The following is a 10,932-nucleotide window of genomic DNA, read 5'->3' as shown; positions in this document are numbered from 1 at the left end:
TGTTCGCCGACCTGCACACGCCCACCACACAAAATCCCCGCCTTCAGTCCGCCTGAAGGCGTTGTTCAAACCCGACTGAATAAGATCGTTTTCCGGACTTCCCTCGATGCTGTCGTCGCTGCCGTTACCCTTGATGTTGAGCCCCCTTGTGGGACCAAACCGCAAGGCGGAGAAGCCGCCAAAGCTTTCAAAATGAGCCATAATATATCTCCCCAGGAAAATTCTCGATAAGATTACCAGAAATTGTATAGGAACCGGCTGGAAATTTTACACGGCACTCAGCCCGCAACCACGGATTGCAAATCGAAAATCGGCAGCAGCACGGCCAGCACGATCACCAGCACCATCGCGCCCACCAGCATCATCAGGATCGGCTCGAGCAGGGCGGCGATGCGGCGGCGCTCGGCGGTGAGGTTGTTTTCCACCAGCAGGGCCGCGCGTTCGGTCATCCGCGCCAGCCGCGCCGACATCTCGCCCGCATCCACCAGCTGGCGCGCCACCGGCGGGATGAAACTGGCGCGGGTCAGCGCACCCGAGAGGCTCTCGCCGCCGCGCACCGCCTCGGCCACCTCGGCGGCTTCGGCGCGAAAGCGCGCCGGGCCCAGCACCTCGCGCGCGGAATCGACGCCCGACAGCACCGCGTGGCGGCTGCCCAGCACCAGCGCCAGCGTGCGCAGATATTGCACCGCCGCCGCCCGCCGCATCAGCCCGCCCACCACAGGCAGGCGCAGCGCCAGCCGGTCGCGCGCGGCGCGCAAGGGGGCCAGCCGGCCCGACATCAGCCCCAGCAGCACCAGCGCCGCCGCCCCCGCCCCCAGCGGCACGGCATGGCCCTGGATCCAGTTGCTGATGCCCAGCACCACCTGGGTGATCCCCGGCAGCGGCCGGCCCGAAAGCGCGAACATCTCGACGATCTGCGGCGCGACGCTCGTCATCAGGATGCCGCAGACCAGAAGCGACACGGCGGCCACGAAGGCGGGATAGACCAGCGCGGCGGCGATCTCGGCCTTCTGGGTGCCGGCGGTTTCCAGGTGATCGGCCAGCTCGCCCATCACCACGGCCACGTCGCCCGAGGTCTCGCCCGCGCGGATCGCGGCGATGTAAAAGGGTGGAAAGCCCGCGCCGCTGGCCGCCAGCGCGTCCGACAGCGCCGCCCCTTCCAGCAGGCCCGCGCGCGCCCGCGCCGCCACCGCGTCGACAGCCGCCCCCGCGCCGCCCGCGCGGATCGCCTCGAGCGCGGCCTCGCCCGGCAGATCGGCGGCCAGCAGCACCGCCAGCTGCCGCGTCAGCACCGCCTGCATGTCGGCATTGAGCCGCCCCCGCGGCACAAGCGTCAGCCGCCGGCGCGCCTCGGCCGCGCCCTTGTCGGCCAGATCCGACACGAAAAGCCCCTGCGCCTTGAGGCTGCGCGCGGCCTCGGCCTCGGTCTCGGCCACGATGGTGCCGCGGCGCGTCTTGCCGTCGTCGGTATAGGCGGTGTAGCCGAAGGCCCTCATGCCAGGTCGCCCACCACGCGCAGCACCTCGGCCAAGCTGGTCTCGCCCGCCGCCACCCGCGCCAGCCCCTGCCCCAGCAAGGTTTCCTCGGTCGAAAGCGCCAGGCGTTTCAGCTCGGATTCCGGCAGGCCCCGGTCGATGCCGTCGCGCAGGGCCTCGCCCACCTCGATCATCTCGAAGATGCCGACGCGGCCGGCATAGCCCGACCCGTTGCAGGCCGCGCAGCCCTGCGCGTCATGCACCGCCGCCAGTACCGGCTGGCCGTTGCGGCTGAAATGCGCGGCCTCGGACGGGGTCGGCGCATGGGGGTGGCGGCACTTGGGGCAGAGCCGCCGCAGAAGCCGTTGCGCGATCACGCCGCGCAGGGTCGCGGCGATGAGGAAATTGTCGAGGCCCAGATCCCGCAGCCGCACCACCGCGCCGACCGAGCCGTTGGCGTGCAGCGACGAGAACACCAGATGCCCGGTCAAGGCCGCCTGTGCGGCCACGCCCGCGGTCTCGCCGTCGCGGATCTCGCCCACCAGGATCACGTCCGGATCCTGGCGCAGCGTGGCGCGCAGCCCGGTGGCGAAGGTCATACCGATCTCGGCGTTGATCTGGGACTGGCTGATGCCGGGCAGGTCGTATTCCACCGGGTCCTCGACCGTGACGATGTTGCGCTCGTCGCGATTGGCCAGTTTCAGCAGCGAATAAAGCGTCGTGGTCTTGCCCGACCCGGTGGGCCCGGTCGCCAGGATGATACCGTTGGGCAGCGCCGAGAGCCGTTCGAGCAGCGCGATCTGCGCGGGGCTCAGCCCCAGCCGGTCCAGCGGCACCAGCCCCGATTGCCGGTCGAGGATCCGCAAGACCACCCGTTCGCCGTAATTGCCGGGCAAGGAACTGACCCGCGTGTCGATCAGCCGCCCGCCCAGCCGCAGCGGGATGCGCCCGTCCTGCGGCAGGCGGGTTTCGGCGATGTCGAGCCCGGCCATGACCTTGAGCCTGGACACGATGCGTTTCACCGGCACATCCGCCCGGTCGAGCACCGGCTGCAGAAAACCGTCCACCCGCATCCGCGCGCGCAGGCCGCCCTCGTAGGGCTCTACATGCAGATCCGAGGCACCCGCCAGCACCGCGCGGCGCAACAGCTGATTGACCAGCTGAATGACCGGCGCATCGGCGGCCTCGTCCAGCAGGTCGCGCTCGGCGCGGGTTGCGGGGGCGCTGTCCTCGAGATCGAAGCTGAGCGCGTCCTCCCCGGAATGCGTCTCTGTTCCGCCCTGATAGAGCCTGGCCAGGGTCAGCTCGAAGCTGGCCTGGTCCTCCTGCCGCACCCGGGTGAGATGCGGCGCGCGGCGCTGCGACTCGCGCAGGCCCAGCATGGTGGCCCCGGGCCCCGCCACCAGCATGTCGCCGTCCAGCGCGACCTGCTGGTCGCGGGCGAAGGCGAAGGGCAGGCGCGCGGGCGCGGGGGCGGGCTGATCGAGGCTCATGCCGGCATGTTCGGCGCGTGCGCGCCCGATGGCAAGCTTTGCCGTTGACGGCGCGCCCCGATTGGGGCGATGACCATGGCCATGAGACACGCATTCGTCACCGGCGCGGCCGGATTCATCGGCGCGGCCTGCTGCGCGCGCCTGCTGGAGGCGGGCTGGCGGGTCACGGGCCTCGATGCGATGACCGATTATTACGACGTCACCCTGAAAGAGGCGCGGCTGGCGCCGCTGCGGGCGCATGACAGGTTCGACTTCGTGCAGGATTACGTGGAAACGCCGGGGCGGCTGCGGGGGATGTTCGCCGGGGGGCGCTTCGATCTGGTGATCCATCTCGCGGCACAGGCGGGCGTGCGCTACAGCCTGGAGAACCCGCGCGCCTATCTCGACAGCAACGTGACCGGCACGTTCGAGCTTTTGGAGGCGGCGCGGGAATTTCCGCCCGGGCATCTGCTTTTGGCTTCGACCTCGTCGGTCTACGGCGCAAACGACAAGATGCCCTATGCCGAGACCGACCGCGCCGATCATCAGATGTCGTTCTATGCCGCCACCAAGAAGGCGACCGAGGCGATGGCCCATGCCTATGCGCATCTGCACGGGCTGCCCACGACGATGTTCCGCTTCTTCACGGTCTACGGGCCCTGGGGGCGGCCGGACATGGCGCCTTTCAAGTTCACCCGGGCGATCCTCGAAGGGCGGCCCATCGACGTCTACAACCACGGCCGGATGCGGCGTGACTTTACCTATATCGACGATCTGGTGGAGGGGATCCTGGCGCTGGCCGACGCGGTGCCGGGCGCGGCGCCCGTGGCAGGCGACAGCCTGTCGCCGGTGGCGCCCTTCCGGGTGGTCAACATCGGCAACGCCAGCCCGGTGGAACTGGGCGATTTCATCGCCGCGATCGAAGCGGCGCTGGGGCGGAAGGCCGAGCGCAACCTGATGGAGATGCAGCCCGGCGACGTCCCCGCCACCTGGGCCGATACGGCGCTCTTGCAGGCGCTGACCGGCAAGGTGCCGGGCACGCCGGTGACGGAGGGCGTGGCGCGCTTCGTGGCCTGGTACAGGGAGTATTACGGGGTTTAAGGTCTGAAACGGGGACCCGTTCAGCGCCCCGAAGTCGCGGAATCAAGGCCGAAGGCCGCCGTGACCAGCGCCATCCCACGGGCAGGCGCTGGTCACGGCTCGTGCTGTGCAGGATCCGCATATGCTTCCGTTGCGCCTTTGGCGGCGGCGGGAGTGAGGGGCCAGCCCCTCACACTCCCCAGGATATTTAAGACCAGATGAAACGGAGGTCAGGTGCCCCGGGCCTGAGCCACGGCGGCGATGGCGGTGTGGATGTCGGCCTTTGTAGTGCGGTGGTTGACGATGGCGGCGCGCAGCCCGGTGACGCCGCCGATGTCGGTGGTAGAGAAGACCGCCTGGCCCGAGAGCTGCAGATCCTGCGCGATGCGGCGGTTGAGCGCGCTTTGGGCGGCGGGGTCCAACCACGTGTCGGCGGTGAAGACGCAGAGGTTCGACACCACGGGCGCCAGCAGCGCCATGTGGCTCTGACCACTCACCAGATCGCCCATCAGCCGGGCCTGGGCGCAGTTGCGCGCGATGGCCGCGCCCAGCCGTTCGGGGCCGTAGGTGGTGAGCGCCGACCAGACCTTGAGCGCGCGGTTGCCGCGCGACAGATCGATGCCGTAGTCGCAGAACCACGGATCGCCCCCCGCGAGCCCCCGGTCCTGGCCTTCGAGATACGACGGCCGCACGGCGAAGGCGGCGCGGTGCGCGGCCTCGTCCCGGATCAGCGCCAGGCCGCAATCGTAGGGCACGTACATCCATTTGTGAAAATCGCAGGCCAGGCTGTCGGCGCGACCGATGCCATGCGCCAGCGCGGCCAGATCGTCGCCCGCCAGCACCACCCAAGCGCCGAAAGCGCCGTCCACATGCAGCCAGAGACCCTCGTCCACCGCCACATCGGCCAGGGCGTCCAGATCGTCAAACTGCCCGGTGTCGACCGCACCGGCGGTGCCGACGAGCGCGAAGGGCTGCGCGCCCGCCGCCCGGTCGGCGGCGATGGCGGCGCGGAGGGCGCCCATATCCATGCCACGCGCGCCGTCGGGGATCTGGCGCAGGTTTTCGGTCCCCACGCCGAGCAGCTCCAGCGCCTTGGCGGTGGAGGAATGCACGCTCGCCCCGGCATAGGCGGTCAGCCGTGCCGCCCCCTGCCCGGTCCGGCGCATCTCGGGCCCCAGCGCGCGCACCCGCGCGGCCTGCAGCGCGATCACCGTGGCCTGCGAGGTGCCGGTGACTAGGATGCCGCTGGCGCCTTCGGGAAAGCCGAAGACCCCGCGCGCCCAGTCGATCACCGCGCGCTCCATATAGACCGCGCCGTGGTCGCGCCCGCCCACGTTGGCGTTCATCGTGGCCGCGACCATTTCCGACATCAGCCCGGTGGCCAGCCCCGATCCGTGCACCCAGCCGAAGAAACGCGGATGGGTGTTGCCGGTGGCATAGGGCATCACCTCCGACGCCAGCCGCCGGGCCAGCGCGGTCTCGTCGCCCTGCGCGGGACCGATGGCATAGCCCGCGCGCACCTCTTCGGGCACCGGCTGCCAGGGGTGATCGGCGGCGTTCTCCAGCCGGGTCAGGCACCGATCCAGCAGATCGTGCGCGGCGCGGCGGAAGGCGTCCCAATCCTGGGGGTCGGGGGGAAGGTCTGTCATGCGGGGCTCCGGCAGGCTGTGGCCGGTCCCTTAGCGCGTTTGCCGGCCGGACGACAGGGCCGGCGGCGCGAAATCCCTAACGGTCCTTGAACCGCAGCCGACTGGGCAGCGGCGGCAGGCCGAGGCGCTGCGCGGCCTCGTCGATGAAGCCCGCGTCGAAAGGCTGGTTCAGATCGGCCCCGTCGAAGGGGAAGGCGCCTGAGGGCGTGCGCGGGAACTGGTCGGCGTCGGCGGGGGCGATGGCGAGGCTGGCGCGCTTGGCGTCGCGGGCCAGCTCGCGGGTCAGGCGCCGGGCCTCGGCGTCGTCGCGCACGATGCGCGGGCGCAGCATCACCAGCAGCACGCGCTGGTTCTTCGAGGCGTTCTTGCCCCGGAAGAGCCCGCCCACCAGCGGCAGTTTCGACAGGCCGGGTACGCGCTGGCTGACCGATCCAAAGCCGTCCTCCAGCAGCCCGCCCAGCATGATCACGTTGCTGTCGCGCACCAGAACGGTGGTCGAGAGCGCGCGCCGCGCGGTGATCTCGCCGCCTGCCGAGGATTGCGAATTGGTCAGGCTCGACACCTCTTGTTTGATCACCAACCGCACGGTGCCGTCGGCGTTGATCTGGGGGGTGACGTTCAGCGTCAGGCCCACGTCCTGCCGCTCGATGGTCTGGAACGGGTTTTCGGGCAGCGCCGCCTCGCCCACCGTGGCGAAAGAGCCGGTCACGAAGGGCACGTTCTGCGCCACCACGATCTCGGCCTCCTGGTTGTTGAGCGTCAAGAGCGAGGGCGTCGACAGCAGGCGCGTGGAATTGGTGCTGGCGATGGCCGACAGGAACGCCGCGATGCCGCGCTCGGTGTTGTCGGGCACGCCGCCCACCACCCCGCCCGAACCGACGTCGATGGTTTCGTTCTTGAGCACCGAGGACACCAGCGAGGTCAGGTTGGGCCGGCCCTGCAGCGAGAACTGCACGCCGCCCACCACCACGTCGTTGAGCACCGCGCCAAACTGCGCCGAGAGATCCGAAAAGCCCTCGACCGACATCTCGAAGATCACCGCCTCGACCAGCACCTGGGTCGGGCGGCGGTCGAGATGGCGGGCCATGGCGACGATCTCGTCCATGCGCTCCTGCGGGGCGCTGATCAAAAGCGCGTTGGTCTGCGGTTCGGGCACCACGCGGATCTCCTCGCCCGGGGTCTCGCCGCCCGAGGAAAAGCTGCGCAGCACCACGTCGGCCAGCGCCGCGGCATCGGCATAGCTGAGCTCGACGATCCGGCTGGCTTGGGTGTTTTGCTGCGCGTCGAGCCGCCCGGCCAGCATCCGCACCTGGCCGCGCAGGCTTTCGGGGCCGGACACCAGAAGCGCGTTCGAGCGCCGGTCGACGCTGATGCTGGCGCCGTCGGGGATAAGGTTCATCGACTGCACCACCTGCAGCACATCCGTGGCCGAGGCGTTGCGCAGGCGGATCATCTCGATCGGCGCCTCGCGCGGGGTATCCAGCCGGTCGACCAGCTGCAGGATGCGGCGCAGGTTGGCGCTGCGGTCCGACAGGATCAGCATGCGCGCGCCCGGCACGGTCGAGATCACCGCCTCGGAGGGCAAGAGCGGGCGGATCACCTCGACCACCTCCTGCGGGCTGGCGCTCTGCAGCTCGATCACCCGGGTCTCGAAGCCGCCGTCGCCGCTGGCGCCGGTGGCCAGTTCGCGCGCGCTGCCCAGAGGCACGATGCGGTCGGCGTCGACGCCCTCGACGATGGTCAGCCGGTTGAGCTCGAGTACGTTGAGGAAGACCTCGTAAAGCGCGGCGGGCGACATCGTGCCGGCGGCCAGCACCGTCACCGTGCCGCGCACCTGCGGGTCGAGCACGAAATTGCGCCCCGTCGCCTCGGAGACGATCTGCACGAAACTGCGCAGATCCGCATCGCGCAGATCGAGCGCCACCTGCGCCCCGGCCCGTTCCGGCGCCAGCGCCAGAGGCGCGCCAAGGGCCAGCATCAGGGCGATCCCCGCCGCCCGCAACTTGCGTCTCACCTGTGTCATCCGTTCTGTTCGTGCCGGGGAGGCCTGCCCTGTGGTCAGGGTCTTGAGGCGCTTCCGGCGGGCTGCTCGTTGTCGTTATGCGTACCACTCTAGCCGAATGCGGCGCAAAAGACATGCCTGAGTTGCAGGGTCAGCGAAATTTGCGGGGCAATCTGGGGAAAGCGGGTCACAGCAGGAGGATTGATTTCGCCAAACGCTGGCGCGTGCGGCGACCGGCCGGGGGCGCTGCCCCGTCGCCATTGTCTCTCGGACCAATGGCGCGACAATGGCGACCCCCGGGATATTTAAGACCAGATGAAACAGGGGACGAGGTGCGTGGCCATCATGCGGTCGGCATTATCCGGCAGCGGGGGGTTACTCCGCAAAGCCCAGCAGCACCGGGTCGGCATCGGGGGCGGCGCGGGCCCAGAGGCCCTGGGCGTCGATGGCGGTGATCTCGTAGATCTCGCCCAGCATATCGCCCACCCGCAGGAGCGTCTCTCCGGTAGGATGCGAGACGATGGCCCAGCGGTTCTCGCCCTCGCTGACCAAGCCTTGTAGGGAGTAGCCCAGGCTGTCGATGGGCGGCGCGGGGGGGCGGGGCGGCTGCGGTTCGGGCGCGGGGGCGGGCGGTTTGGGCGGCTGCGGCTCGGCGACAACGACCTCGCCAAAGAGCGCGGGCCAGTCCCGCGGCGGCGCGGGCGCGGCGCGGGCCGGATCGGGGTCGGCGCCGGCGGCGGTGACGGGCGGGGCCGCGGTGTCGGGCACCGGGCGCTCCAGCACCTGGCGCAGCTCCTGCCCGGCCAGGGCCGCCGCCGCCAGCGCGGCCAGTGTGGCAAGAAAGGCAAGAACGCGCATGGGTTTCCTTCCGCTCCCGGGGCGGCGATGGACGCAAGGCCGCGCCCCGTGATAGCATCGCGCCCAAGGATAAAAACCAAAATCGGGCAGGTCATGCAAACTCACCTTCTTTCCCGGCTCTCCCGGGCGGGGCTTTGCGCCGCACTGCTTGTCGCGCTTGCGGGTTGCGACGAAGGCGCGGGCGGCTCGGACGCCGGGTTCCGCAAGCAATACCTCCAGGCCCGCACCGCGCTGGAAGAGGGCCGCTATGCCCAGGCCAGCCGCGCCTATCTGCGGCTGATGCCCGAGGCGGGCCCCCTGGCCGCGCGGCTGCAGCTGGAATACGCCCATGCGCTGCTGCGCGGGGGCGAGTATGATAAGGCGGCGGCGCAGGCCCGCGCGCTGGCCTCGGCCAGCAGCGGCACGGACCGCGCGGCGGCGCTGTCGGTGCAGGGCACGGCGGATCACGAACTGGGCCTCGCCGCGCTCGACCGCGGCGACACCGGGGCGGCGCGCAATCACCTGCTCTCGGCCCAGACGGCGCTGGCCGAAGTGCTGGACAAAGCCCCCGATCTCGACCCGCTGGGCGCCCTGGCCGGGCGGCTAGCCAGCCTGAGGGTGCGGCTCAAGGCGCTGGGATAGACCCTACCTCTGCCGCAAAATGCGAACCGCACTCCACCACGCGCCCGGCCCCTCTCTTCTTCTTGGCGAAAATACTCCGGGGGTGAATTGGCCGAATGGCCAAGAGGGGGCAGCGCCCCCTGATAGGCCTGCCGCTATTCCTGCGGTTCCAGCCGCAGATCGGCGCTCACAAGGCCCGGCGCCTCGCCCCGGACGATGCGAAAACCGGCGATGTCATAGCCCCAGCCCGGGTCCGAACGGCCCAGCCAGCCCATCAGATCGCCGAATTCCACCGTCTCGAAGCGCAGCTCGATCCCGCCCGCGCCGCGCCGCGCCAGATCGCTGACCGCACTGCGCAGCCCGGCGTCGATCAGGCTCTGTTCCAGCGCAGAAAGCCCGATCGCTGTGCGCGGGCCGGTGTCGCCGAGCGCCTCGAGCGCGGTCTTCTCGGCCACCCTTGCGGCGACCCAGGCGTCGAGCGCGCGCGCCTCCTCCAGCGCCGCCACGCTGGCGGCGCGGCGTTCGGCCAGCGGTTCGGCCCAGCCCAGCCAGAGCGCGGCGGGCAGCACCACGACCGCCAGCAGGCCGATCAGCAGCCGTTCGCGGGGCGCCAGACGCAGCAAGAGGTCGATCATGTCTCGCCCTCCCCGATCCGCAGTTCGGCGCGCACGCCCGTGGCCCCGTCGCCGGCGCGCGCATCGGCCACCTCGGCCGAGAGCCCGGCCGCGCGCAGCCCCGCCACCAGCCGGTCGACAGCGGCGAAATCGGGCAGGCGCAGAACGACAACCAGACCCTGTTCCGGCCCGAAAGCCACCTCTTCGGTCTCGGCCCCGGCCCCGGCGATCACCCCGGCGGCCTGCCCGAAAAGCACCAGCGGCGAGCTGCGCCCGCGCCAGGCCTCGGCGGCGCGGCGGCGGTCGGCCAGCGCCCGGCTGACCTGGGCGCGGATGTCGAGGATCGGCCCCGCGGGCACGAAGTCCGCGCGCACCCGCGCCAGCGTGCCGTCGCGCAGGGCGGCGGCGGCGCGGTCGGTCTCGGTGGTGGCGACGATCTGCGCCGCGGCCCAGATCCCCAGCGCCACACCCCCCGCCAGCACCGGCCAGCGCCAGGGCAGCAGGTTGCGCCGCAGCCGGCTGCGCTCGGCCAGCGGATCCTTGCGCAGATCGAAGGCCAACTCGCCATGGGTCAGCCGTTCGGGCCGGGGCAGGCCCAGTTTCGCGATCTCGTCGGGGCTCGCGGCCAACGGCACCTCGTGGCCCTCGAGCAGCGCGCGCAGCCAGTCCGGGGCCGGCCCCGCGATCAGCGCCGCCCTGGGCGCGCCAGCGGACAGCGCGCGTTCCAGCATCAGCCGCGCGGGGCCCTCGGCGGCGGTAAAGCCGTCCCCGGGGCCAAGGCGCGCGCGCAGCGCGCCGCTTGCCATCTCAAAGCTCCAGACGCCCTCGGTGGTGGGCAGCGCCAGGTAATCGGGCAGCACCGCGCGGCAGGCGCGGCCCGCGCGGTCGCGCCAGGCGGCCACCTGGCCCGCGTCGGCCACCAGCGCGCGGGTCCAGCCGCGCGCGCCGCCGGGGCCGTGGAAGGGCCGCATCTGCAGCGTGTCGGGCGCCTGCCCGGTGAGGTCGCGCAGCTGGCGGCGGGCCACGTCCTCGCGCGCGGCGCCGCGCAGGCCGCGCGGCAGGTCGAGCGTCAGCACCGGCGCCAGCGCGCCGGGCACCAGCGCCACCTTGCGCGCGCCGGGGGGCGCGGCGGCACCGTCCAGCGGGACGAAATCGGTCTCTTTTGTCCCTGCGGCCACCCTG

General features: G+C 71.1%; 10 protein-coding genes. 2 read left to right on the top strand and 8 right to left on the bottom strand.

Going from position 1 to position 10,932, the window contains the following annotated elements:
* The 3 genes from RXV88_RS13010 to RXV88_RS13000 form a co-directional block, all read right to left on the bottom strand.
* On the bottom strand, positions 1-201 hold a 201-nt coding region (locus RXV88_RS13010; protein ID WP_316293508.1), incomplete at its 3' end, for a hypothetical protein.
* A gap of 77 nt (positions 202-278) precedes the next feature.
* Positions 279-1,496, bottom strand: coding sequence for a type II secretion system F family protein (locus RXV88_RS13005; protein ID WP_316293505.1), 1,218 nt, complete (start codon positions 1,494-1,496; stop codon positions 279-281).
* On the bottom strand, positions 1,493-2,968 hold the full coding sequence (locus RXV88_RS13000) for a GspE/PulE family protein (protein ID WP_316293504.1): 1,476 nt from the start codon (positions 2,966-2,968) through the stop codon (positions 1,493-1,495). Before RXV88_RS13000 ends, RXV88_RS13005 begins: the two co-directional genes overlap by 4 nt.
* A gap of 81 nt (positions 2,969-3,049) precedes the next feature.
* Here RXV88_RS13000 and RXV88_RS12995 point away from each other — a divergent pair, with 81 nt between their 5' ends.
* Entirely contained in the window at positions 3,050-4,048 is a 999-nt protein-coding gene (locus tag RXV88_RS12995; protein WP_316293502.1) for an SDR family NAD(P)-dependent oxidoreductase, read from the top strand.
* Positions 4,049-4,257: 209 nt separating this feature from the next.
* Here the strand turns inward: RXV88_RS12995 and RXV88_RS12990 are convergent, their stop codons facing one another.
* From RXV88_RS12990 to RXV88_RS12980, 3 genes are all read right to left on the bottom strand, one after another.
* Entirely contained in the window at positions 4,258-5,676 is a 1,419-nt protein-coding gene (locus RXV88_RS12990) for a pyridoxal phosphate-dependent decarboxylase family protein (RefSeq protein WP_316293499.1), read from the bottom strand.
* A 76-nt stretch (positions 5,677-5,752) separates the two neighbouring features.
* Positions 5,753-7,690, bottom strand: coding sequence for a secretin N-terminal domain-containing protein (locus RXV88_RS12985; protein ID WP_316293497.1), 1,938 nt, complete (start codon positions 7,688-7,690; stop codon positions 5,753-5,755).
* 363 nt (positions 7,691-8,053) lie between these two features.
* Positions 8,054-8,536 (bottom strand): hypothetical protein, encoded by a 483-nt coding sequence (locus tag RXV88_RS12980; RefSeq protein WP_316293495.1) that lies wholly within the window; start codon positions 8,534-8,536, stop codon positions 8,054-8,056.
* Positions 8,537-8,629: 93 nt separating this feature from the next.
* Here RXV88_RS12980 and RXV88_RS12975 point away from each other — a divergent pair, with 93 nt between their 5' ends.
* Entirely contained in the window at positions 8,630-9,157 is a 528-nt protein-coding gene (locus RXV88_RS12975) for a hypothetical protein (RefSeq protein WP_316293492.1), read from the top strand.
* A 134-nt stretch (positions 9,158-9,291) separates the two neighbouring features.
* Here the strand turns inward: RXV88_RS12975 and gspM are convergent, their stop codons facing one another.
* Together gspM and gspL are read right to left on the bottom strand one after the other, a co-directional pair.
* Positions 9,292-9,771 carry a type II secretion system protein GspM gene (gene gspM / locus RXV88_RS12970; RefSeq protein WP_316293490.1) on the bottom strand — a complete coding sequence of 160 codons (480 nt, stop codon included), beginning with the start codon at positions 9,769-9,771 and terminating at the stop codon, positions 9,292-9,294.
* On the bottom strand, positions 9,768-10,928 hold the full coding sequence (gspL, locus tag RXV88_RS12965) for a type II secretion system protein GspL (RefSeq protein WP_316293488.1): 1,161 nt from the start codon (positions 10,926-10,928) through the stop codon (positions 9,768-9,770). The genes gspM and gspL overlap by 4 nt, the downstream gene beginning before the upstream one ends.
* Between the last annotated feature and the right edge of the window lie 4 nt (positions 10,929-10,932).

Source organism: Aestuariicoccus sp. MJ-SS9 (genome assembly GCF_032586235.1).
Lineage (GTDB): Bacteria > Pseudomonadota > Alphaproteobacteria > Rhodobacterales > Rhodobacteraceae > Aestuariicoccus.
The sequence above is the reverse complement of the archived record's forward strand: the minus strand, read 5'-3'. Positions and strand labels throughout refer to the sequence as shown.